Origin of the sequence: Kitasatospora purpeofusca, from assembly GCF_000718025.1 — a bacterium.
Lineage (GTDB): Bacteria > Actinomycetota > Actinomycetes > Streptomycetales > Streptomycetaceae > Kitasatospora > Kitasatospora purpeofusca.
The window spans coordinates 61,574-84,442 of record NZ_JODS01000012.1; the positions used below are offsets into that span (position 1 = coordinate 61,574).

The 22,869-nt window shown below is 74.1% G+C and carries 18 protein-coding genes; 12 read left to right on the forward strand and 6 right to left on the reverse strand.

Annotated elements, in window-relative coordinates:
• Nucleotides 1–201 precede the first annotated feature (201 nt).
• The 4 genes from IF01_RS0118795 to IF01_RS0118810 form a co-directional block, all read right to left on the reverse strand.
• Nucleotides 202–993 (reverse strand): ABC transporter permease, encoded by a 792-nt coding sequence (locus IF01_RS0118795; protein WP_030394598.1) that lies wholly within the window; start codon nucleotides 991–993, stop codon nucleotides 202–204.
• Nucleotides 990–1,991, reverse strand: coding sequence for an ATP-binding cassette domain-containing protein (locus IF01_RS0118800; protein ID WP_375340987.1), 1,002 nt, complete (start codon nucleotides 1,989–1,991; stop codon nucleotides 990–992). Before IF01_RS0118800 ends, IF01_RS0118795 begins: the two co-directional genes overlap by 4 nt.
• Before the next feature lie 126 nt (nucleotides 1,992–2,117).
• A complete protein-coding gene (locus IF01_RS0118805) occupies nucleotides 2,118–2,963 on the reverse strand; it encodes a DUF4097 family beta strand repeat-containing protein (RefSeq protein ID WP_030394600.1) in 846 nt (281 codons plus the stop codon).
• 367 nt (nucleotides 2,964–3,330) lie between these two features.
• Nucleotides 3,331–4,071, reverse strand: a complete 741-nt coding sequence (locus tag IF01_RS0118810; RefSeq protein ID WP_030394601.1) for a class I SAM-dependent methyltransferase — start codon at nucleotides 4,069–4,071, stop codon at nucleotides 3,331–3,333.
• A 240-nt stretch (nucleotides 4,072–4,311) separates the two neighbouring features.
• Here IF01_RS0118810 and IF01_RS0118815 point away from each other — a divergent pair, with 240 nt between their 5' ends.
• Entirely contained in the window at nucleotides 4,312–5,670 is a 1,359-nt protein-coding gene (locus IF01_RS0118815) for a (5-formylfuran-3-yl)methyl phosphate synthase (protein ID WP_157855275.1), read from the forward strand.
• An 86-nt stretch (nucleotides 5,671–5,756) separates the two neighbouring features.
• Here the strand turns inward: IF01_RS0118815 and IF01_RS0118820 are convergent, their stop codons facing one another.
• Both IF01_RS0118820 and IF01_RS51040 read right to left on the reverse strand, forming a co-directional pair.
• Entirely contained in the window at nucleotides 5,757–6,782 is a 1,026-nt protein-coding gene (locus tag IF01_RS0118820) for a substrate-binding domain-containing protein (RefSeq protein WP_030394603.1), read from the reverse strand.
• Between the two features lie 307 nt (nucleotides 6,783–7,089).
• A complete protein-coding gene (locus IF01_RS51040) occupies nucleotides 7,090–9,123 on the reverse strand; it encodes a hypothetical protein (protein ID WP_030394604.1) in 2,034 nt (677 codons plus the stop codon).
• A gap of 795 nt (nucleotides 9,124–9,918) precedes the next feature.
• On the opposite strand from IF01_RS51040, the gene IF01_RS0118830 reads away from it, so the two are divergent.
• The 11 genes from IF01_RS0118830 (at nucleotide 9,919) to IF01_RS0118880 (ending at nucleotide 22,803) form a co-directional block, all read left to right on the forward strand.
• Nucleotides 9,919–11,130, forward strand: coding sequence for a hydroxymethylcytosylglucuronate/cytosylglucuronate synthase (locus IF01_RS0118830; protein ID WP_030394605.1), 1,212 nt, complete (start codon nucleotides 9,919–9,921; stop codon nucleotides 11,128–11,130).
• Nucleotides 11,131–11,174: 44 nt separating this feature from the next.
• Entirely contained in the window at nucleotides 11,175–12,176 is a 1,002-nt protein-coding gene (gene blsE / locus IF01_RS0118835; RefSeq protein WP_030394606.1) for a cytosylglucuronate decarboxylase, read from the forward strand.
• Nucleotides 12,164–13,075 carry a CGA synthase-related protein gene (gene blsF / locus IF01_RS0118840; RefSeq protein WP_244215553.1) on the forward strand — a complete coding sequence of 304 codons (912 nt, stop codon included), beginning with the start codon at nucleotides 12,164–12,166 and terminating at the stop codon, nucleotides 13,073–13,075. The genes blsE and blsF overlap by 13 nt, the downstream gene beginning before the upstream one ends.
• A 127-nt stretch (nucleotides 13,076–13,202) precedes the next feature.
• The gene (blsG, locus tag IF01_RS0118845; protein ID WP_051742677.1) at nucleotides 13,203–14,375 is read left to right on the forward strand and encodes an arginine 2,3-aminomutase; all 1,173 of its coding nucleotides are present in this window, start codon (nucleotides 13,203–13,205) and stop codon (nucleotides 14,373–14,375) included.
• Nucleotides 14,372–15,550 carry a DegT/DnrJ/EryC1/StrS family aminotransferase gene (locus tag IF01_RS0118850; protein WP_030394609.1) on the forward strand — a complete coding sequence of 393 codons (1,179 nt, stop codon included), beginning with the start codon at nucleotides 14,372–14,374 and terminating at the stop codon, nucleotides 15,548–15,550. The genes blsG and IF01_RS0118850 overlap by 4 nt, the downstream gene beginning before the upstream one ends.
• On the forward strand, nucleotides 15,547–16,857 hold the full coding sequence (locus IF01_RS0118855; protein ID WP_244215554.1) for an ATP-grasp domain-containing protein: 1,311 nt from the start codon (nucleotides 15,547–15,549) through the stop codon (nucleotides 16,855–16,857). Before IF01_RS0118850 ends, IF01_RS0118855 begins: the two co-directional genes overlap by 4 nt.
• A gap of 5 nt (nucleotides 16,858–16,862) precedes the next feature.
• Nucleotides 16,863–18,107, forward strand: a complete 1,245-nt coding sequence (locus IF01_RS0118860; RefSeq protein ID WP_078880101.1) for an MFS transporter — start codon at nucleotides 16,863–16,865, stop codon at nucleotides 18,105–18,107.
• Nucleotides 18,108–18,189: 82 nt separating this feature from the next.
• Complete coding sequence (locus IF01_RS0118865) at nucleotides 18,190–20,142, forward strand: hypothetical protein (protein WP_037780261.1); 1,953 nt, start codon at nucleotides 18,190–18,192, stop codon at nucleotides 20,140–20,142.
• Nucleotides 20,143–20,182: 40 nt separating this feature from the next.
• On the forward strand, nucleotides 20,183–20,821 hold the full coding sequence (locus IF01_RS0118870; RefSeq protein WP_030394613.1) for a class I SAM-dependent methyltransferase: 639 nt from the start codon (nucleotides 20,183–20,185) through the stop codon (nucleotides 20,819–20,821).
• Between the two features lie 5 nt (nucleotides 20,822–20,826).
• Nucleotides 20,827–21,339, forward strand: a complete 513-nt coding sequence (locus IF01_RS0118875) for a TIR domain-containing protein (protein WP_051742680.1) — start codon at nucleotides 20,827–20,829, stop codon at nucleotides 21,337–21,339.
• Between the two features lie 69 nt (nucleotides 21,340–21,408).
• A complete protein-coding gene (locus tag IF01_RS0118880; RefSeq protein ID WP_078880083.1) occupies nucleotides 21,409–22,803 on the forward strand; it encodes a M1 family metallopeptidase in 1,395 nt (464 codons plus the stop codon).
• Nucleotides 22,804–22,869 lie beyond the last annotated feature (66 nt).

Here is a 22,869-nt window from a genome sequence, read left to right on the forward strand (position 1 = left end):
GCGGCCACCGCGGCCCGGGAACGGCCCCGTCCGGGGTGGATCAACACATCGTTCATACCGAATAGGACGATTCGAGACCCTTCCGCGGTTCACCGGATCTTGATCGGGTTCCCCGGGGCGGTCACGCTCGGGGCCGTGCCGGCGCCTGCCGCCCCGGTGAGGGTCGCGTGCACCGGCTCACCGGGGGTCGCGCGTACCGGCTCACCGGGGGTCGCGGTCGAAGACCCGCTTCGACCAGCGGTGGCCGAGCGCCGACAGGCCCAGGCACCAGGCGACGGCGAGCCAGCCGTTGTGGCCGATCCCGGTCCCGAGCAGCAGTCCGCGGAGGGTCTCGATGGCGGGGGTGAAGGGCTGGTACTCGGCGATCGGCCGGAACCAGCCCGGCATGGCGTCGAGCGGGACGAAGGCGCTGGAGACCAGCGGCAGGAAGATCAGCGGCAGCGCGTTGTTGCTGGCCGCCTCCGCGCTCGGGCTGACCATGCCCATCCCGACCGCGATCCAGGTGAGCGCCAGGGCGAACAGGGTGAGCAGCCCGAACGCGGCGAACCACTCCAGCACCGTGGCGTCCGTGGAGCGGAAGCCGATGGCCACGCCGACGGCGCCGACCAGCACGACACTGAGGACCGCCTGCAGCACGCTGCCGACGACATGCCCGGTCAGTACCGACCCCCGGTGGATCGCCATCGTCCGGAAGCGGGCGACGATGCCCTCGGTCATGTCGTTGGACACCGAGACGGCCGTGCCGACCGTGGTGCCGCCGATGGTCATCAGCAGGATGCCCGGCACGAGGTAGGCGACGTACGCGGAGCGGTCGGCACCGGCGCCGCCGATGCCCGCGCTCATCACGTCGCCGAAGACGTAGACGAAGAGCAGCAGCAGGACGACCGGCGTGAGCAGCAGGTTCAGGGTCAGCGACGGGTAGCGCCGGGCGTGCAGCAGATTGCGCCGCAGCATGGTCGACGAGTCGCGGACGGCGAGGGACAGGGAACTCATCGGACGACCTCCTGGGTCCGGTGCGGCGGCGTGGGACCGCCGGTCAGGGCGAAGAACACGTCGTCGAGGTCGGGGGTGCGGACGGTCAGCTCGTCGGCCTCGACGCCGGCGGCGTCCAGGCGGTCGAGGATCGCGCGCAGCGTGCGCTGGCTGCCGTCGCCGGGAATCCGCAGGGTCAGGGCCGCGTCGTCCCGTTCGGCGTCCGCCAGCGCGGCGGCGGCCGCGCGGTGGGCGGCCGGGTCGGTGAACCGCAGCCGGACGTGTCCGCCGGGGACCAGCCGCTTCAGCTCCTCGGCCGTTCCCTCGGCGACGATCCGGCCGCCGTCGAGCACCGCGATCCGGTCGGCCAGTTCGTCGGCCTCGTCCAGGTACTGGGTGGTGAGGAGGACGGTGACGCCCTGGGCGACGAGTTCGCGGACGATCCCCCACATGGTGTGGCGGCTGCGGGGGTCGAGGCCGGTGGTCGGCTCGTCGAGGAAGATGATCCGCGGGTTCCCGACCAGGGTCATGGCGAGGTCGAGCCGGCGCTTCATGCCGCCCGAGTAGCCGGAGGCGGGCTTCCTGGCGACCTCGGCCAGGTCGAACCGCGCCAGGAGTTCGGCGGCGACCCGGCGGCCCTCGCCGCGGGGCAGGTGGTGCAGGTCCGCCATCAGCAGCATGTTCTCCTCCCCGGTGATCAGGCCGTCCACCGCGGAGAACTGCCCGGTGACGCCGATCGCGGCGCGTACTCCGTCCGGGGACGTGACGAGGTCGTGGCCGCCCACCTGGGCGTGGCCGCCGTCGGCGCCGACGAGGGTGGAGAGGATCTTCACCGTGGTGGTCTTGCCGGCGCCGTTGGGCCCCAGCAGCGCGAACACCGAGCCGGCCGGGATCCGCAGATCGATGCCGTCGAGGACGGTCCGGTCGCCGTAGGACTTGCGCAGGCCGACCGCGGTGACGGCGGCGGGTGCCGGGGTGGAGTCGGGTTTTCTGGATGCGGGCATGACAAACGAGGGCATGTGGTCCTCCCGTTCGGGGACTCGGTGACGACTGATTGGTGCGCGGAGGGGCAGTTCGGGGCGTGCGTGCGGAGGTCGGACCGGGGGCGAAGTCGTGGGGAGGGGCCGCGGGGTGGGGCCGCGGGATCAGGGCTTGGCGCGGAGGACGTCGATGTTGCCGTACCGGGTGCGGGCGCGGACCTCGACGGTGCCCTCGGACTTCCCCGGGGCGTCGGAGGCGGAGAGCATGTTGCGGACCTGGCCGGAGGCCGAGCCGAGGTCCAGCCAGGCCGCCGTGCCCTCCCGGATGCCGACCTCGATGGCGCCGTAGGAGGTCTCCAGTTGGACGCTGCCCCGGGCCACCTCGCCGATGCGCAGGGTGCCGTGGGCGGTGGTGGCGGCGACCGAACCGCCGGCCCGCCGGACCTCGATGTCGCCGTTGGCCCCGCTCACCCGGAGATCACCGTTGGCGAGGTCGACGGTCGTGGTGCCGTGGGTGTTCTTCAGTACGGCGGGGCCGTCGATCCGGCCGATCCGCAGGCTGCCGGAGCTGGTGGTGACCTCCGCCTCGCCCTCGATCCGCTCCACGGTGACCGAGCCGTGCGCGGCGGCCAGCCGCAGCGGGCCGGTGGTGTCGAAGCGGACGTCCCCGGAGGAGGTCTTCACCTCGGTCTCGCCCAGCCGCCCCTCGCCCAGCACCTGGGCCCAGGCGCCGCCCACCTCGATCCGCGAGTCCGCAGGCAGCTCGACCGTGACGTCCACGGTGCCGACGCGGCCGACGAGGTAGCGCGGCTTGGGCGTCCGGACGGTGAGCACCCCGGCGGCGAAGGAGACCTCGGTCTGCTCGGCGGACCGCACGTCCAGGTCCTTCTTCGGATCGCGCGGCCGCACCTCGACGACGGTGTCCGGCCGGTCGACGGCGATGAAGTGGATGGAGCCGGCCTCGACGTGCGCGGTGACGGCGATCGGGTCGGGAGTGTCGAACGAAGGCATGGTGATCCCGTCCTCGGGGGTGTCCGGTGGGGGCCCGGCGGGTCGGTCCGGCGGCCGGCGCCACCGCTTGACGGTGCTACCGGCGTACCGGACCGACCTCGCGCCGCGGGCTCCCGGCATGGGCGCTGAGGTTCATTGACGCCATGATGGCACCATGATGACGCCAAGCGCAAGCCTTTTGTGCACCCGAGTGGCACTGGATTGGCGACATCTGCTCCGTCCGGGCGAAGACGGCACCCTCGCGCCCGTGGCACCAGGGCATTGGGACGGCGCCCTGACCCGACCGGACCGACCGACACCGTCCTCCGAACAGCAGTGGCAGCACTGGCGCCACTTCGGCGCCAGCTGACGCCACAGGCGGCACACCTCAGGCGCCGCCCGCCCCCTCGTCCACGCCCACCAGCAGCCACCGCGCCGGCAGCTCGATCCGGTCGCCGTCCGCCGTGAACTCCGTGGTGGCCAGCGGCATGTCACCGGAGTCCAGGACCGCCAGCCCGGCCGCGCCGAACAGCTTCGCGAAGGCCGCGTCGGCCACCTCGGCGGGCGCCAGCCCGTGGGCGAACACCGGGCGCAGCTTCGGCGGCGGCCCCGCCGGCCCCCCGGCCAGGTCCGCCAGGAACCGCTTGGCCGCCTCGGCCAGCTCGACCACGAACGCCCGGCCGCGCCGCCCGGCCAGCACCGCGACGGCCTCGGCGACCGGCCCCCGGTCGGCCGGATCGCTCTGGTGGATCACCCCGCGCAGATAGAGGTTGACATCGCCGAGGCGGTCGTGGAGCGCGCGGACGGCTCCGGCGTCGGTGGCGTCCAGCCGGGCGTACTCGGCCGATCCGGCCGGGTCGTTCCGCCGGGCCAGTTCCACCGCGGCCTCCGACAGGTCGACCCCCAGCACCCGGGCGAACCGTCCGGCCAGGAAGCGCGTCTGCGTCCCGCTGCCGCAGCCGAGGTCGACCAGCGGCAGCTCCGGGTCGACCAGCCCCGGCCGGAACAGCGCGAGGTGGCGCTCCGCCACCAGGGCCGCCTCCGCGTCCCAGATCACCGCCCCGGGCTCGTCCGGCGCATCCCGCCAGAACCCCTCCCAGGCACCCAGGTACCGACTCGTCACAGTCATGACGGAGACCTCCAAGCGTCACTCGCAGTGGCCGCAATGTATCCGTCGGTCGTCGTCCCCGGTGGCCGCGGCAGCACGGAAAGGCACGCGGGCGTGGCAAACACTCACCCCTTCGAGTGAGGGCGCATCATACGGGGTTGATCAGTACGACGAACTGACTTCGCATCACCCCGATGGCGTGCACATGGCGGCGAGATAGCGTCGCCGCCGACCGTGATCGACTCGGAGGGGTGGAGTGGCGTGCACAGCACAGTGAAGGCGGACCGGCGGCTGCTGGTCAGCGTGTTCGGACCGCAGGAGGCCCGGGAGGCCGTGCTCGGGGGAGCCAGGATCATCGACAGCGAGGACCCGCGCAGCGCCCTCGGCACCATCAAACCGTGCCGGATCATGGACATCGCCGACGCCGTGCTCGCCGCCCGCCGCGACCTGCCGGTGCAGCTGAGCACCAACATCGGCGAGGACCAGCTGCTGCACCGGCGCGCGGCAAACGGCCTCGCCGTCGCCAAGTCCCCCTACGAGACGGTCGGCAAGGCCGCCCAGGCCGCCCTCGGTGTCGCCGCCGCGATGGGCACCCTGGTCCACCCCTGCCCGATCGTGAAGGTCGGCCTCGACGGCATGGACGTCGACCGGCTCGGCGACGTGCTGGGCGAGATCACCGCGACCCTGCGCCGGGTGGACGGACTGCGCCGGACCAGGGTGATGTCCGTGCTGTTCGCCCAGGACCTCGACCTGTGGGACGCGCGGAAGACCCTACCGCAGGTCCGCCGCGCCCTGGTCGGACTGCGCGAGTACGACCCGTCCGCGCCGGACGCCCCCGGTGCCTTCGACCTGGCCGGCCTCGCGGACGCCCTGCTCGCCGAGGACGGCCTCCCGCTCTTCCCGGACGCCCCCGGCACCCGCCCGACCGAGGCAGAGCTCAAGGCCCGCGGGGCCCTGCCGGCCGCCGCAGGCGGCACCCACGTCACGGTCAACGAGCCCTTCGCGCACGCCGATCACGGCCTGACCCGGCAGCGCCGCACCGACCGCGAGGCGATCCGCGCCATGGTCGAGGCGAGCGCGGCGGCCGGCGCGGACGCCATCATGATCGACACCAGCATTCTGCTCAAGGTCGCCAGGATCGGCCTGATCTCCACGGCCGGCAACGAGGAGGTGGTCGACCTCGACGCGCACGACACCGACGCCCACGGCCTGACCCGGAGGGGCATCCTCACCCTCGACGAGATCCGCTTCTTCGTCGACCTGTGCCACGCCCGCGGCCTGGAGGCCAACCTGGCCGGCTCGGTGCAGAGCCACCAGGCGCAGCAGATCTGGCGACTGGTCCCGGATCTCGACCAGTTGTCGGCGCGCGGCGGCGTGGTCGCCCCGTCCCGCGACCCGCTGCGCGGCACCGGTGCGGACACCCGGCACGAGCGGGTCGTGCAGAGCGAGCTGGTCGCCGGCCTCGTCCCGCCGGAGCAGGGCGGCCACCTGGTCGTGCCGGAGCACATGGCGCGCTCGCCGAAGTTCCGCACGGACCTGGACGCCCTGCTCGCCCGGCACCCCGGCCTCGCGGTCCGGTTCGCCGGACCGGACGGCATGCCGGACGGCACCGCGGACTGATCCGCGGGAGCAGGTCACCGGGGTTCCGGCCAGGCCGCGTGGCCGGAGGGACAGCGCGTCGCCGTCCCTCCGGCCACGCGGTGGCGTCAGGTGTTGGTGATGCTGCCGCAGTTGGCGATCGGGACGAAGCCGTAGGCGACGATCACGGCCGGGTGGGCGCAGATCCAGCCCTGCGGTCCGAAGACGCTCCGCAGCGCGACGCCGTGGGTGTTGGTGCCGGTGTACTCGGCGGAGCGGAAGATGTGCCACAGCGATCGGCCGTAGGGCGTCGCGAGGAACGGCGCGTTGATGTTCTGCGAGGCGTCGACGGGCGCGATCGCGTTGACGCTGCGCAGGGTCAGCGGCCCGGGCGACTCCACCGCCGTGCCGTGGCCCCGATGGACCTGGTCGATGTAGACGCCGACCGAGTACGGGAACACCACGTCGATGTCGTCGAGCACCGGGTCGGTGCCCCGGTCGTTGCGCGGCCCGGAGGTCACGCAGGCACCGGGGACGATCGCCGTACCGCCGCCGAGGGCCTTCAGGAAGGCGACCCGGGTGTCCGAGGTCGACTGCGGCAGGTACGGCTTGATGGTGGCGTTGGCGAGGGAGGGATCGATCTGCAGCCAGTTGGTGGCGGTGCATTCGTAGACGGCCTTGAGCTGGGCGGTGGTGAGGTTGACCGGTGCGTGGCCGCCCGCCTTGGCCGACCAGGTGACGGCGTCCCTGGCGAACGGCACGAAGGAGTACGGCTTGGGGTCGCCCGGCGACACGCTGCGCGAGGAGCGGGCGAAGTCCAGCGTGCTGATCGTGGTGTTGATCAGCGCGGTGAAGCCCGGCCCGGAGCCGTCGGGCCGGTTGATCGACAAGGCGCCGGCCTTGGGGGTGATCGGGTTGGTGCCGGTCACGTCCCAGCTGTAGAGGCGCGGCAGTCCGGGCAGGGCGGCCGCGTTGTAGTCGACGGAGGTCCTGTTCATGAACCGCTGGGTGGTGTCGACGCCGACGCCGACCAGATCGGTGGCGGCCGGCACGACACCGGCCGGCGGGTCGGCCACCGCTGCCGGTGCCGTCACGGCGAAGGCGCACAGGGCGGCGGCGAGGCCGGTCGCCGCACGGGCGAGTGTCGAACGCATCGAGGATCCCCTCCTGGGTACCGTCCCTCCGGCCGGACCGGCCGGGGGTGCGGTCATCCTCGATCGCGGGCCCGGTCGCCGACAATGCCGTTGATCCCGCAACTCGCGCCCGGCACATTCGAGTTGAGCACGGTCGACCTGCCTGTGCGGTCCGGACGGGCAGCGGCGGACGGGTCGAGAATTCTTCCCCCGGCCACCCGGCGGCGGTCGGCGGACCGACCCTCGCCGGGTGGCCGCCCGATGGCCTACGGGTGGCCGACGGACGGCCGATGGGTGGCCGACGGGTGGCCTACGGGTGGCCGACGGGTCAGGCGAGCTTCTGGCAGAGCAGCGCGTACGGCCGCGCCGCCCAGAGCTGCCACCAGGGCTGGCTGTAGGCCACCCCGGCGACGAACTCGTCGTCCGCGCACTGGCCCTTGCCGAAGCCGTACGCGAAGTCGCCACCACCGGCCACCGCCGGGCGGTTGTCGCCCTTGTCGAACCACAGGGTGCGGCTCGCGGTGCCGAGCGGGGTGGCGGACTCGGCACAGAGCACGCCGAGCGTCCGGCCGTTGCGGCTGTAGCCGGAGACGAAGGAGCCGGCGGGGCACTGCGCCTTGGCGTAGCCCGGCGCCCAGTCGGTGTTCACGTACGTCCCGCCGTGGTCGACGACGTAGCCGTGGTTCGCGCCCCAGAGGTTCGCGCGGGTGACGTCGCTGCACAGGCCGTTGTCGCTGCCGTGGGCGAGGCCCAGCAGCCGGGTGCCGTCGGGGCAGGAGGCCTTGAGGGCCGACGGGTCCCAGTCCGGCCGGGTCCGCAGGTAAGCGGACTGGTTGTCGTCGATCAGACCCGCGCTTAGCGTGGTCCAGTTCACCAGCGGCACCGGGGACTGCCCGGCACTCCAGGACGTGATCGGCCACTCGCGGTGGAACGCGAGGAACGGCAGGTCCTGTTCGAGGACCGGCGTGCCGAGGACGACGAGGCGGGCCATCAGCGCCCCGTTGATGTCGAGTCCGCCGTAGAGGGCGATCGTGCCGTTGACCTCCGGCTCGGGGTGGGTGGCGTCCAGGAGCACCGAACCGTTCACCGCCACCCGAAGGTAAGGCTCGATCGACGCCTTGACGCCGACCGTGTCGTAGAGGGCGACGGAGGCTTCGGCGAGCAGCCCGGCCTTCGCCGTGGCGGAGCCCCGGAGGTCGAGGCGCAGCGGGGAGACGGTGGAGGTGCCGGGGTCGGTGGTGGTGGTCCAGCCCGGGCCCTTGACGTAGTCGGAGTGGACGCCCCAGGTGCCGTCGTACGCCTGCTCCGCGTCGAGGGTGACGGTGCCGTCGGCGCTGATGTCGGCGTAGAGGGTGAAGGCCAGGTTGATCACCACGGGCAGGACGCCGACCATGACCACCGGGCTGGCGCTGTACGAGGCCAGGGCGATCCGGACCGGGCCGGTGCTGCCGGTGAGGGCGGCGCTGACGTGCCAGTCGGCGTGGGCGCCCAGGGTGAAGCCGATCCGGGCCTGCTGCGGGTCGATCAGGCCGAGGCCGCCCCGGTAGGAGAAGTCGACGGCGGGGTGGAGTTCGACCGAGCCGGAGAGTTTGGCCGAGGAGCCGCCCGGCAGCGGGACGGTGGCGTCGGCGCTCAGCCCGAGGCCGCCGGAGACCGAGCCGCTGCCGGAGGTCGGGCCGATGTCGCTGGTGACCTGGAGGCCGCTGATCCAGGGCTTGACCTCGAAGGCGGCGGGGCTTATCGCGCTGTGCAGGTCGGCGCTGGTCGCGCCGAGCAGTTCGGGGAGGGTCGCCGGGCGGGTGGTGACGGCGACCGTCCCGTCGGCGGCGGGCTGGACGCCGGTGACGGCGACCAGTGCGCCGTGCGGGGCGGCCGGGGTGGGCGGACTGTCGATCAGCTGGCCCGGCTGGACGGCGGCCGCGGCGGGCGCGGCGGATCCGCTCGGGGCCGCTTCGGTCTTCGCCGCTCCCTCGGCGGACTCCGTCCCGGCCGGGGCGAGTACGGCGGTGCCGGCCTTCGGGTCGTAGGAGGAGAGCGCGAGTGCCGGGGCGGCGGTGGTGGTGGCGGGCGCGCTGCCCTGCGCCGGCCTCACCACGGTGGCCTCGGGGGTGGTGTCGGTGCTCGGCGGGGCGAGCTTCGTGGGCAGGTCGGCCACGCCGGGGGCTCCGGGCGAACCGGGGGCTTCGGGGGCCTCGGCGCGGGCGGAGGCGGTGGTGGCGGGCGCGGTGGTCGTACTGGTCGAGCTGGTCGTGGTGGGCGCCGGGCCGGCCGCGGTGGCCGAGGTCGCGCCCAGGACGCTGCCGCAGAGGAGGAGCACGGTCGTTGTCGCGGCGGCTGACAGCGTCAGCTTGCGCACGGTCACGTGGAGGGTCCCTTCGTGTCAACGGTGCGGTGGTGGTGCCGACTTGTGGTCGGCCGGGTCGCCGGTGGCTCCGGCAGCCGGGAAGCTAGCAGTCGGCGGAGGGCGTCTCCTGGTGCTATGTGACGTTTCACAGGTCGCGATCATCAAGATGTCATGTCCCCGCCGTTGAAGCTTTGCCCCGTGCTCGCCACCCCGGGAGGCCGGGGCGGCCGAGCGTCATGGCCGAGCGGTCGACCCGGGTGGCCGCCGCGGCCGGGGAGCGCGTGAACGGTGGACCGCGGACGGCGGGACCGCGGACGGCAGGACCGTGGACGGCGGGACCGGTCGCATCGTGATTCCCCTCGGCAGGCGGCGCACACGGGAGTCGGGCGCGCGGGCCGTTCAGCCGGACGGCGCGGAATCGGCACCGCACGCTCCTTCACTGAACTCGCGCACCCCCAGGGCGACAAGCGGCCCGCCGGGGGCGCTCGGGGGCGCGCCGGAGCACACGCGCGAAACGCGCGAGACCGCCTGCGGACACGGGTGCGCCGCCCCGGGGCGACCCGCCTCGACCTGCGGTACCCCCGGACCGGCTGCGGGAGGCGCGTCCGCACGGCCGGCGGGCCCGGGAGGCGCCGGGCCCAACGGCCGTACGTCAACACGGCGATGACGAAGTTCACCTGCCGGGGTGGAGTAGCCGGCGAATCCGTCAGTAGGCCAACCATCCTGTCCTGTAGGGGTGCTAAGACTACGAAGCATGCGCGACAGGGCGCGACGGTCGACCGGGACGGGCCGGCACGGGAGGAGGCGGGGCGGATGCGGGTGAGTGGAGCGGGCGGGGAGAGCCGGACGGTTGCCGTGGCCGGGGTGGACTTCGGCTGGGGCAGCTCCGGGAAGCTGAGTGCGGTGCTGGCCGCCCTGCAGACCCGCGGCGGCGAGCGCACCAGGTTCGTCGGGCTGGCCTCGGGGCTGGGTCGGCCGGTGCTGGCGGGCTCGCCCGTGGAGCGCTGGTTCGACCTGCCGGACACGGAGCCGGAGCGGGAGCTGGCGCGGATCGTCCGGGAGCAGCGGGTCGAAGCGGCCCTGGTGGTGCTGGACGGCGGGCTCGCCCGGGCCCTCGGCGACTGCGGGGTCCCGGTGGTCTTCGTGGACAGCCTGCCGTTCCTCTGGACGGAGGGGGACCGCGCCGAACTCCCCCTGGACGCCGAGGTCTACTGCGCGCAGCGGTGCGTCGACCTCCCGCCGGAGTGCACCGGGGTGCTGGCCGACGTGCGGCGGCTGCGCTGGGTGGACGCGGTGATCGCCGGGGGCGGGGCCGACCGGCGCGCCGTTCCCGGGCCGCGTCCGCGCCGGGCCCTGGTCAGCCTGGGCGGGCTGCGCGCGCCCCAGCTCGACGACTGGGCGAGCTATCCGCAGCTGGTGCTGCCCGCCGCGCTGGAGGCGCTGGCCGCGTCCGGGGTCGAGGAGGTGCACGTCGCCGGGAACCTCCCGGCCTGGCTGGCCGGGCAGTTGGTGGACTCCTGTCCGGTGCCGGCGGCCACCACGGTCGGCGCGCTCGCGCACGAGGACTTCCTCCACCGCCTCGCCGAGTGCGACGTGCTGCTCGCCTCCCCCGGTCTGACCACGCTGCTGGAGGCCGGCCGGCTGGCCGTGCCGACGGTCTGCCTGCCGCCGCAGAACCTCAGCCAGATCTTCAACGGCCGCTTCCACGAGCGGGCCGTGGGCGCCGGGTCACGGGTGGTCTGGCCGAAGGAGGTGTTCGCCGAGGACGAGGCGCTGGCCCTGCGGGCCGGCGGCGAGGGGCGCGCGCTCGACCTCATCTACGGCGGCATCGCCCGGGCCGCCCAGCAGCACCGGCGCGCCACCTCCGCCGCGGTGCGGGGCCTGGTCGCCGAGGCGCTGCGCCGGGTGGAGCGGGAGCCCGGCACCGACTGGGGCGCGCTGACGGCCGAGGTCGGCACCGGGGGTGCGGCCCAGGTCGCCGGCGCGCTGGTCGAAGTCCTGGGGGCCGCCGGCCCCGCCCGCTGATCCGTCCGACCGCTCCGACCACCACCTTCGACGAAAGGGTCCGGGTGTCCGCCCCCACGCCAACGCGCGCTCGCTACCTGTTCATCCGCATCCTCGAAGCCTGCAACGCCGACTGCTTCATGTGCGACTTCGCGCTCTCCCGCGACACGTTCCGCTTCTCCCGCTCCGACTTCGCCGAGCTTCTGCCTCAGGCCAGGGCCGCCGGGGTCGGGTACGTCCGCTTCACCGGCGGCGAGCCGCTGATGCACCCGGACGTCGTGGAGCTGGTGCGCGCCGGCGCCGAGGCGGGCATGCGGATGTCGCTGATCACCAACGGCTCGCAGCTGCCGAAGCTCGTGAAGGACCTCGCGGGGGCCGGGCTGGCCCAGGTGATCGTCAGTCTGGACGGCGCCTCGGCGGCCACCCACGACACCTACCGCCGCTCCCCCGGGATGTTCGACGCCGGGCTGCGGGGCCTGCGGCTGGCCGGCGAGATGGGGGTGCTGCCGCGCGTCAACACCGTCGTGGGGCCGCACAACTACACCGAGATGCCGGAGCTGCGCCGGGTGCTGACGGAGGCCGGGGTGCGGCAGTGGGAGCTGTCCGCGCTCAAGCTGGACCGCTCGATCCGCTACCCCGACCCGGACCATGTGCGGGAGGTCTGCGACCCGCTCTACGCGGCCGGTCCGCAGAGCGGGCTCGTCCCGATGGGCAAGCGCTTCTACGGCGACACCCCGGAGGAGCAGTGGCGCTACTTCGAGGAGTCCACCCCGCCCCGGGCCTCGCTGCCGCTCTGCCACGTCACCGACGACGTGATCTACATCGACGGGCGGCGCGGCCGGATGCACGCCTGCAGCTGCATCCCGCACCGGGAGGACGCCGACGGCCCCGGGGGTGCGCCGATCCGCGAGAACGGCGTGCTGCTGCTGGACACCCCGGCCTTCCGGGAGCACGTCGAGCACTTCCGCGAGAACGGCCCCCGAGTGTGCAGCGGCTGCTCGACCACGGCGGCCGGCTACAGCGACGACGTGGCCAGGCTCGGAGAGGTGGCACCGTGGCGGTACTGACGACCGCTCCGGCGGTGACGACCGCCGGCCCGACGGTGCTGCTCGCCTGCCGGGAGCAGCAGTTGGACTCCGTGCTGGCGCTGCGCCGGGTGGCCGCCCATCTCGGCGACCTGCCCCGGTCGACCGACAACGGGCACGCGCTGCCGGACCAGACCCTGCCCGGCGCCGCGCTGGTCTGCGACGAGGAGGCGACGACCGCGCGCCTGGCCCGGCTCGGGGTGCCGGTACTGCACCTGCGCTCGGCCCCCGGCGCCGCCCTCGCCCCGCTCCCCGTCGACCGGATGCTCACCCGCGCCCAGTGGCCCGGCTGGCTGGAGCACCCGGCCGGCGAGCGGCCCACCGGGCTGCTGGCGCCGGCCCGGCTGAGCCGTCGGCGGGAGCGGCGCGGCACCCTGCTGCTGCTCTCGTTCTGGGGCGTCCCGCCGCCCGAGGCGGAGGCCTTCGCCACCGGGCCGCTGCCCGCGCTCGTCCGGGAGGCCGTAGGCCGCACCGGTTCCTGCGCCGTGGTCGGGGACACCGGGCTCGACCCGGTCCGCGAGGCCACCGCCGGCCTGCCCGGGGTGACGGTCGACGCGGCGACCGAGGTCGACGCCGACGAACTGCACGCCCGCGCCGAACTCCTGCTCGCCTCGCCGACCTGGGCGGCCGTCGCACTGGCCCAGGCCCGGCGCGCACCGCTCGCCTTCCTCCCGACGCTCGGCACCGCCCAGCGGGACCTCGCCGAGCGGGTCACCCGGCTGGTTCAGGTGCCCCGCGCCGCCGACCCCACCGATCCCGCGCTCTGGCAGCCGCCCTCGCCCGAGGAGCAGTGGGGCGCCGTCGGCCCCGGGCTCGACGATCTGCGCGGCGCGCAGGGCGTCGCCCGCACCGTCCGCCAACTCCTGCTCGCGCCGCCGTAGTCCGCTCACCCCGAAGTCCGCTCACGCCGAAACCCACTCACGCCGTAGTCCACGCCGCAACCGCCGCAGCCGCAGCCGCCGTGCCCACCGCCGTCGCCCGACGTCCCCCCTCGTACGGAGCCACGCCATGTCCCACACCGCCCCCACCGACCGCGAAGACACCACCGGACCGCCCCCGGCCAGGCCCGCCCCGGAGCAGGCCGAGTGGGACGACTGGCGCTGGCACATGCGCAAGCGCGTCAACACCGTCGAGAAGGCCCGGGAGTGGATCAACCTCACCGAGGGCGAGGAGCGGGCCATCGCCGGAGTGGCCGGCCGCTACCGCTGGAGCATCACCCCGTACTACGCCTCGCTGATGGACCCGGACGACCCACTCTGCCCAGTCCGCCAGCAGGCCGTACCCGCCGCCGAGGAGCTGCTGGAGTTCCCCGGCGCCGAGGTCGACCCGGTCGGGGACACCCTCTACCGGCGCACCAACCGGGTGGTGCACAAGTACCCGGACCGGGTGATCCTGCTCGTCACCGAGGCCTGCCCGGTCTACTGCCGGCACTGCACCCGCAAGTTCCACACCACCGACCTCCAGGGCAGCTACTTCCGGGACGACGAGGGCGGCGCCTACGACGAGGACCTCCGCTACATCGCCGAGCACCCGGAGATCCGGGACGTGCTGCTCACCGGCGGCGACCCGCTCTCCTACCAGGACGGCCGGCTGGAGGAGATCGTCGCCGGGCTGCGCGCCATCCCCAGCGTGGAGATCATCCGGATCGGCTCGCGCTTCCCGGTGCTGCTGCCGCAGCGGATCACCGAGGAACTGTGCACGATGCTCTCCCGCTACCACCCGGTGTGGCTGAACACCCACTTCAACCACCCCAAGGAGATCACCCCCGAGTCCGCCGCCGCCGTGGACCGGCTGCTGCGCCACGGCATCCCGGTCGGCAACCAGACCGTGCTGCTGCGCGGGATCAACGACGACGTCGCGACCATGCGCCGGCTGATGACCGAGCTGCTGCGCATCCGGGTCCGCCCGTACTACCTGTACCACTGCGACAACGTCACCGGTGTCGCCCACTTCATGACCTCGGTCGAGAAGGGCTGGGAGATCATGGAGGGCCTCCAGGGCCACATCACCGGGTTCGGCGTCCCGCAGTACGTGCTCACCACGAAGATCGGCAAGATCCCGGTCTCCCGCCCCTCCTTCACCGAGACGCCCGACGGCGGCCTGCTGCTGCACAACTTCCGCGGCCAGCAGCTGCTCGTCGACGCCTCGACGCACCCGATCACGGAGACGGACGCCCGATGACCCTCCACCAGCGGCAGGGCCAGCGCTTCCTGCCCTACGGCGCCAACTACCTCGACTGGTCCGACATGGCGGAGCTCAAGGAGGTGATCGACCACCAGGTGCTGTTCCGGTACCAGACCGAGCAGGAGAGCATGGCCTCCCGGCTGGAGCGCCGGGTGAGCGAGCGGCTCGGCGTCGCCCACACCCTGGCCGTGCACAACTGCACGGAGGCGCTTCGGCTGGCGCTGATCTCCACCCGCCCCTCGATCGGCGACCCGGTGTACATCCCGGCGGTCACCTTCGTCGCCGTGGCCGGAGCGGTGCTGTCCTGCGGGCTGATCCCGGTGCTGGTCGACGCCGACGAGTCGCTCGCCCTGGACCGGACCCTGCTGCCGCCGGACGCCCAGCGGGTGATCGTGGCCCACATGGAGGGCTCGGTGGCCACCCTGCCGGAGGGCGTGCCCTATCTGATCGAGGACTGCGCGCAGACCCTCGGCGGGCGCTTCCCGGACGGCCGGGAGGTCGGCACGACGGGCTACGCCGGGGTGTTCAGCTTCCACCACAACAAGGTGCTGACCTCCGGGGAGGGGGGCCTCGTCGTCACCGGCGACGAGCGGGCCGGGGCCACCATGCGCTGCTACCACGACCACGGTTCGGCGCGGGTTCCCGGCCACTACCCGACCTGGGACCAGGACGCCCACTACGGCGAGAACTTCGTCACCAGCGAGGAGGTCGCGGCCGTCCAGTGCCAGCAGTTCCGGCACCTCGACGAGGTGCTGGCCGGGCTGGAGCGGATGTACGCGCTCGCGCTGGCCGAGCTGCCCGGCCGCACGGACATCCGGCCGCTGCCGCGCGCCCGCGGCGACGTCAAGGTGAGCATGCGCCTGCGCTGCGAGTCCCGGGAGCTGCGGGACGCCGCCGTGGCGGCCCTCACCGCCGAGGGCATCGCGCACTGGACGCTCGGCAAGTACCTGCTGCCCGAGCACCCGGTGCTCACCGGCCGCCGCTCGCTGTACGCCGACGGGTTCCCCTGGAACCACGCCCCCGAGGGGCCGCTCCTGATCAGCCGGGACGGCTTCGCCCGCACCCGCGACCTGCTGGACCGCACCCTGTGCCTGCCGCTCTCCCCCGAACTGCCGGAGGCCGAGCAGGCGGCCGCGGTCAAGACGATCCGCCGCGTCCTGGAGACGGTGTGAGCGGCGCCGGCCCGGTGCTGCTCATGGTGGACGACCGGCCGTCCACCTTCACCCGGTACGCGGCCCGCACGCTCCCCGAGCACCTCGTGCTGCTGCGCTTCGAGGAGCTGCGCGCCGACCTCTCCGAGGAGCACCTGCGCCGCACCTCCCACCTGCCCGCCTTCTGGGTGCGGGCCGGGGAGCCGCTGGAGCGGGAGGCGGAGCGCTACCGCGCCTGGGCCGCCGCCGAACTCCCGGCCGTGCCCGAGCGGTTCTGCAACCCGTCCGAGCCGAGGCAGGCGCTCGCCCAGCGCTTCGCCGCCCTCGCCGGGCTGCCGCACCTGACCGAGCAGCAGGTGGCCTGGGTGCGCGACAAGGCCGCGATGAAGCAGCGCTTCCGCGAACTCGGCCTGCGCACCGCCGCGTTCGCCCGGGTCCGGGAGGCCGCCGGGATCACGGCCTTCGCCGCCGAGTACGGCTGGCCACTGGTGCTCAAGCCGGTGGACTCCTTCGCCTGCGTGGACACCCACCGGCTGGACGGTCCCGAGGCGCTGTCCGGCCTCGACCTCACCGCCCGGGACTGGATGGTGGAGGAGTTCCTCGGCGGCACCGAGTGGGAGGTGTGCGCGGTCGTCCACCGGGGCGAGGTCCTGGACGCCTGGCCGAGCGCGATGCCCTGCCGTCCGCTGGACATCGTCGACGGGGCGATGAACGCCAACATCAGCGTGGGCACCGACGAGGCGCCGCCGGTGGACCTGCGGTCGCTGCTGCAGACCGTCGTCACCGGCATGGACATCGACCACGGCTACGCGCACATGGAGTTCTTCCTCGTCGACGGCGAGCTGTACGCCGGCGAGATCGGGCTGCGGCTGGCCGGCTGCGAGATCCCGGCCAACCACGGGCACGCGTACGGCTTCGACGTCTTCGGGGTCACCCTGGACGTCTACCGGGGGCTCGCGCCGGATCTGAGCTATCGTCAGAGACGGTGCGCGGGCGACCTGTTGCTGCCTCTGCCGGGCTCCGGGACGGTCCGCCGGATCACCCCGGCGGAGGAGCTGCTGCGTGTCCCCGGGGTGGTCGACGCCGTTCTCAAGGTCGGGGTCGGCGACACCGTCTCCGCCCGGCGCGCCTCGCACAACGCCTCGGGGTACGTCCATGTGGTCGGGGCCTCGATCGAGGAGGTGGAGCGGCGGATGCGCGACGTGCTCGGCGCCTTCGTGATCGACCTGGCCCCCGTGGTCGACCTGGTCCCGGTGGTCGATGCGGCTCCCGTGGTCGATGCGGCCCCCGCGACCGGTCCGGCCCCCGCGCGGGAAGGAGCCCGTTGAACCAGGTGAGCACCTCCACCCCGGCCCGGGACACCCTGGCCCACCGCTTCGGCACGCTGCTGCGCCGCCCGCACGTGCCCGCGGTGGCGGGGTGGAGCCTGGTCTGCCGGCTGCCGGTCTACCTGATGTCGCTGGCCACCGTGCTGGTGGTCCGCGAGCAGGGCGGCAGCTTCGCCCAGGCGGGCCTGACCAGCGCGCTCTACACCGCCGGGATGGCGGTCGGCGGGCCGCTGGTCGCCCGGCGGCTGGACCGCGCCGGCCGCCGGCCGGTGCTGCTCGCCACCGGCCTGTGCTACCCGGCGGCGCTCGCCGCGCTGGCCTGGACCACCCGGCCCGGCACCTGGGGGCAGCTGGCCGCCGCCACCGCCGCCGGGATCGCCCTGCCGCCGGCCAACGCCTGTATGCGCTCGCTCTGGGCGCGACTGCCGCTGGCCGACAGCGAGCGGGACACCGCCTACCTCTGGGAGGCGATCCTCACCGAATTCCTGGTGATCGGGGCGCCGCTGATGCTGGCCGCCCTGATGCTGGCCGGCTCGGCCGCGCTGGCCGTCACCGCCGTGGCGGCGCTCGGCGGCGCCGGTGCGCTGGGGCTGGCCCTGGTCCGGCTCCCGCCGGGCACGGACCCAGACCCCGGCACCGAGCGGCGCGACCTGCTCGGCCCGCTGCGCAACCCGCCGATGCTGGCGCTCACGGCCGTGATGGCGGCCAGCGCCGTGCCGATCGGGCTGCTCACCCTCGGCATCCCCGCCTTCGTGGCGGCGCACGGCTCCCCCGGCGGCACCGGCCTCGTCTACGCCTGCTGGGGCGTCGGCAGCGCGCTGGGCGCGATCTGGCTCGGGCGCTCGCAGTCCGACGTCCCGGCGGCGGTGCGCTTCCCCCGACTGGTACTGGCCTACGCGCTGGGGACGGGCCTGGCGCTGGCGGCCACCTCGCAGCCGCTGCTCGCCCTCGCCCTGGCCGTCGGCGGCGCTCCGATCGCGCTGGTGTCGGCCGTCGAGATGACCCTGGTCGGTGCGGTGGCGCCGAACGGTTCGCTGGCGGAGGCCTTCACCTGGGCCTCGCTGGCCACCGTGCTCGGCGACGCGGTCGGCCAGCAGGCCGGCGGGCTGCTGGTGGAGCCGCTCGGCGCACGCGGGGTGTTCGCCGTCGCCTTCGCCGTCGCGCTGGGCGCCGCCGTCCTGGCCTTCGCCGTCCGCCCGCTGCTCGACCGGGGCACCGCGGCCGCGACCGCCGCGGAGTGCGCCGCATGACCGGCCGCCCCGCCCCCGCACCAGTGCCGCCCACTGCCCCGTGCCACCCACCACTCCCCTCCCGCCCACGAGGTCACCGACGATGAAGCCCGAAGGCCAGCTGTTCCGGCCCGTCAAGCTCGCCCAGTTCCCCTCCGCCGTCAAGGAGTTCCTGGCCTCCTCCGAAGCCTCCACGGACACCACCGAGGACACCACCGAGGACACCACCGAGGACACCACCGAGGACGCCGCCCCGGGCACCTCCCCGGGTACCTCCCCGGCCGCCGCCCCCCGCCTCGCCCCGGCCACCGTCGGGGTGCCGGTCCCGATCGACGGCCGCGCGGACCTGGCGCAGAGCCTCGACCTCGCCGAGCAGCTGTACGACACCCTCCACCGCCCCCGGCCGCTCGACCTCGGCATCGTCCTCGGCGCCGACCGGCTCCCGGACGGCCTCGCCGAGCTGGCCGGGCCGCTGGCCGCCGAGTGGCTGCCCGAGGAGCGGCTCGCCGACACCGCCGCCTTCCTCCGCGACCGTCCCGGCAGCCTGCTGCTGGTCGGCTGCTACGACCGGCTCACCCTCGACCCGGTGCGCTCCCTGCTGTTCGCCACCTACCGCAGCCGCACCCACGCCCTGACCCTGCTGAGCGGGCGCGACGCCGCCTCGCTCTCCTGGAGCATCGCCAAGCAGTACGCCCGACCGGCGGCCGCGGTCGGGGCCGTCGGGCTGTTCACCGACACCGACCGGCCGCCGCACCTGCCCGGCGTCCAGGTCCACGACGACCGGGACTTCGAGCGGGTCGACATCCAGGCCGCGATCCTCGGCACGCACTGGCGCAAGGTCGCCTTCCAGGGCCACGGCAAGGACGACAGCGTCAACCTGGGCGAGTTCACCATCTGCGGCCTCAGCCCGGCCGCCGAGGCCCGGCCCGGGCTGCTCGGCCCGCGCTGCTCCTACGGGCTGCCCTGCTACAAGCCCGAGGACAAGCTCGTCCCGCTGCACCGGGTACCGGCCGTCGAGGTGGTGCTCAGCGCCTGCAACAGCGGCCCGCTGGCCGACCTCGCGCTGTACGACCCGAAGTACCAGCTGCTGCTCAACGCGCTGGACGGTCCGGCCCGCACCGTGGTCGCCGCCGTGTCGGTGCACGACTCCGACCGGCCCGAGAACGTCGCCTGGATGCGCGCGGCCCTCACCGGCGGCGACACCGTGGACACCCTCAACGCCAGCCTGGCCGGTTCGCACCCGTACCCGGCGTTCCTGCGGTTCGGCCTGCCCGACGCCACCGCGCCCGCGCCCGAGCCGGCCGACCACCGGCCCGACCCGCTGCTGCTCACCGTCGGCCGCCGGCTGAACGCCCTGCTCGGTTCCGAACTCCTGCCGCACAACCACGCCCTGCGGCCCCGGCTGACCAAGCTGGCCCGGAAGGTGGACCTCTGGGTGGCCCGGCCCACCCACCTCGCGGACCAGTCCGCCGCCGAGATCCAGGCCTCGCTCACCGCCGACCTGCAGTCCCTCGACCATGTGCTGGCCGGGCAGGTCGCGGCGGACCCCGAGGACGAGCTGATGAACTACCCGGCGCACTTCGGCGACCGCAGTTCGCTGGACCCCGAGGTGCGCGAGGTGACCTGCCACTGCGGGCGCCCGGCCCAGGAGTTCACCCGGCGCGGCCTGCTCCCGCAGATCCTCGACACCGTCTGCGCCGTCTGCATGCGCTGCGGGGACGTCACCTTCCGGCTGCCGCAGGCACCCTCGCTGCTCGCCCACAGCGCCGACGAGGTCCGGCAGGGCGGCGTCCTGGAGGTGCGCGCCGAACTCACCGCAGCCCGCACCGGCCCCGTCCGGCTCGGCCTGTTCGTCCCCACCTACCTGCGCGCGGACGTGACGGTCGAGCCCGAGCACGCCAAGGTCCGCGCCGTCGGCGGCCGGCCGACGGACGTCGCGTTCCGGGTCCGCTTCGACCCGGCCACCGCCCCGCAGGCGTACTACTTCACCGTGTTCGCCGTCCAGGACCTCGCCGTCTCGACGGCCCGGCGCCACTTCGGCGTCCTGCCCGGCTGACCCGCCACCCCGACCGCACACCCCGAGGACACCCACTGCCATGACCAGCACCCCCACCAGCACCGAGCCCGGTGCCAAGCCCGACATCCAGCTCATCGAGCAGAACGGCGAGGTCACCCTCAGCATCGGCGGAGAGCAGGCCATGCAGGCCTGGGAGCGCGACCTCATGTGGGCGAGCGCCGACCTGCTCTGCGAGTACGGCCAGGACTTCTACGAGGTCGGGCTCGGCCTCGGCCTCTCCGCCCTGCGGATCGCGCAGAACCCGGCCACCCGCCGCCACACCGTGCTGGAACTCTTCGACGAGGTCGAGGACCTCTTCCGCGCCGAGCACCCCCAAGTACCCGAGAACCTCACCGTCGAGCGCGGGAACTTCTTCCGGCGGATCTTCGAGCTGCCCTCGGAGAGCATCGACGGGATGTTCTTCGACCCGGCCCTGGACATGGAGGTGTGGACCGACGCCGAGCTGTGGGCCCGCACCATGCCCGAGGTGGTCCGGGTGCTGCGCCCGGGCGGGGTGTTCATCCCCTTCTTCAGCACCAAGCCCGAGCTGCGCTGGCAGTACACCCCGCACTTCCGCTCGATCCGGGTCGAGCGCCACCCCTACACCGCGTACGACACCACCGAGTACACCCACGGCACCAGCGGTGACGCCTACATCCAGTGCTTCCTCAAGGACTGAGCGCCATGACCACCGACCTCACCGCCCACCTCGCCGAGCTGCCCCGGACCCTCTTCCTGGCCGGGCCGTTCATCCAGCTGCTCGACCCGGAGACCGGCGAGATGCCGCCGGGAGCCCGGGAGCCCTTCGATCTGCTGATCAAGCACTTCGAGGCGCAGGGTGTCGCCGTCCACAACGCCCACCGCCGGGAGGCCTGGGGCGCCGAGCTGATGCGCCCCGAGCAGTGCACCGCGCTCGACCAGGAGGAGATCCGCAAGGCGGAGCTCTTCGTCGCCCTGCCGGGCTCCCCGGCCTCCCCGGGCACCCACATCGAGATCGGCTGGGCCAGCGCCTTCGGCAAGCCCATCGTGCTGCTGCTCGAACGCGGCCGGGAGTACACCTTCCTGGTCCAGGGGCTGCACACGGTGGCGGAGGTGGAGGAGGTGGTCTACACCGACCTCGCCGCCTCGCTGCCCGCCGTCGACCGCGCCGTCCAGCGGGTCCTGGCCCGCCACCGCGGCGCCGCCCGACCCGCCTGACCTGACGCACCCGCCCGGCCGACCCGCCCACCTCACACCAGCCGCCGCCGACAGGAGCCACGACGACCGATGCGACGCCGCCACGGCCCGCCCGCCCTGAACGCCGTCCCAGCGGTCCTCGCGGTCCCAGCGGTCCTCGCCGTGCTCGCCGTGCTCCTGTCGCTGGTGGCCGCCGCCCCGCCCGGTCACCGCCCCGCCGGGTCCCGCCCGCCCGGCGACGACCTGCGGACCCCGGCGGTCGTCACCCACACCCTGACGCTGCGCAGCGATGCGACGGGTGCCGCCTGGCGGGGGCGCCAGCGGGTCGACTTCACCCAGGTCGCGCCCGAGCCGCTGTCCGCCGTGTACCTGCGGCTCTGGGGGAACGCCCGCGGCGGGTGCGCGGCGCCCGCCGTCCGGCTGACGGGCATCACCGGCACGGCCACGGCGGACTGCACCACGCTCGAGGTGCCGCTGCCCCGCCCGCTGCGTCAGGGCGAGTCCGGCAGCCTCGACTTCGAGCTCTCCGTCGACGTCCCCGAGGGCCTCGACCGCTTCGGGCGCGACGGCGCGTACACCATCCTCGGCAACGCCCTGCCCACGCTCGCCGTCCTGGACGGCGACGGCTGGCACCTCGATCCGTACACCCGCAACGGCGAGTCCTTCTACTCCGTCGCGGCCGACTACTCCGTCACCCTGGACCACCCCTCCGGCCTGCTGGTCCCCGCCACCGGCAGCGCCGTGGACACGCCCGGCGAGCCGGGCCGGACCGTCACCGCCGTCACCGCCCGTCGGGTCCGCGACTTCGCCTGGGCCGCCGGTCCGTTCACCCGGCTCACCGGCCGGTCGGCGGACGGCGTGCGGATCGGCGTGTTCGCGACCCCCGACATCACCGCCGAGGAGGCGAGCCGGATGCTGGAGCTCGCGCGCACGGCGATCGACGCGCACTCCGCCCGCTTCGGCGCCTACCCGTACGGGGAGCTGGCCGTCGTCCTCGACAACGCCTTCTGGTTCAGCGGCATGGAGTACCCGGGCTTCGTCCTCGACCGGGTCAAACCCTCGGCGCTGGTCCACGAGTTGGCGCACCAGTGGTGGTACGGCATCGTCGGCGACGACCAGTACCGCGCGCCCTGGCTGGACGAGTCGTTCAGCGAGTACGCCACCGACCTCGTGCTCGGCGGGGCCGACAAGGACTGCGCGGCCGCACCGCGTTGGGAGTCCGAGGACGAGCGGCTGACCTCGCCCATGAGCCACTGGGACGCGCACCCCGGCCGGTACGAGGCGGTCGTCTACGACCACGGCTCCTGCGCCCTGCACGAGCTGGGCCGGCTGCTGGGCGAGGAGACGATGGCCGCCCTGCTGCGCGACTACGCCCGGGCCCACTGGTTCGGCGTCTCGACCACCGCCGCGTTCAAGGCCGCCGCCCGGGCGGTGTCCCCGGTCGACCTCGCCCCGTTCTGGCGGGAGCACCGGATCGACGGCTGAGCACCGAACCGGACGGGACCGCCCCGGCCGGCTGCCGGGGCGGTCCTGGGTGCTCGGCCGGGGCGC

What these genes read in the sequence shown, in the direction of transcription:
- IF01_RS0118795 (WP_030394598.1), bottom strand. Translation starts at nt 993, where the DNA reads ATGAGTTCCCTGTCCCTCGCCGTCCGCGACTCGTCGACCATGCTGCGG.
- IF01_RS0118800 (WP_375340987.1), bottom strand. Translation starts at nt 1,991, where the DNA reads ATGCCCTCGTTTGTCATGCCCGCATCCAGAAAACCCGACTCCACCCCG.
- IF01_RS0118805 (WP_030394600.1), bottom strand. Translation starts at nt 2,963, where the DNA reads ATGCCTTCGTTCGACACTCCCGACCCGATCGCCGTCACCGCGCACGTC.
- IF01_RS0118810 (WP_030394601.1), bottom strand. Translation starts at nt 4,071, where the DNA reads ATGACTGTGACGAGTCGGTACCTGGGTGCCTGGGAGGGGTTCTGGCGG.
- IF01_RS0118820 (WP_030394603.1), bottom strand. Translation starts at nt 6,782, where the DNA reads ATGCGTTCGACACTCGCCCGTGCGGCGACCGGCCTCGCCGCCGCCCTG.
- IF01_RS0118830 (WP_030394605.1), top strand. Translation starts at nt 9,919, where the DNA reads ATGCGGGTGAGTGGAGCGGGCGGGGAGAGCCGGACGGTTGCCGTGGCC.
- blsG (WP_051742677.1), top strand. Translation starts at nt 13,203, where the DNA reads ATGTCCCACACCGCCCCCACCGACCGCGAAGACACCACCGGACCGCCC.
- IF01_RS0118850 (WP_030394609.1), top strand. Translation starts at nt 14,372, where the DNA reads ATGACCCTCCACCAGCGGCAGGGCCAGCGCTTCCTGCCCTACGGCGCC.
- IF01_RS0118865 (WP_037780261.1), top strand. Translation starts at nt 18,190, where the DNA reads ATGAAGCCCGAAGGCCAGCTGTTCCGGCCCGTCAAGCTCGCCCAGTTC.
- IF01_RS0118870 (WP_030394613.1), top strand. Translation starts at nt 20,183, where the DNA reads ATGACCAGCACCCCCACCAGCACCGAGCCCGGTGCCAAGCCCGACATC.
- IF01_RS0118875 (WP_051742680.1), top strand. Translation starts at nt 20,827, where the DNA reads ATGACCACCGACCTCACCGCCCACCTCGCCGAGCTGCCCCGGACCCTC.
- IF01_RS0118880 (WP_078880083.1), top strand. Translation starts at nt 21,409, where the DNA reads ATGCGACGCCGCCACGGCCCGCCCGCCCTGAACGCCGTCCCAGCGGTC.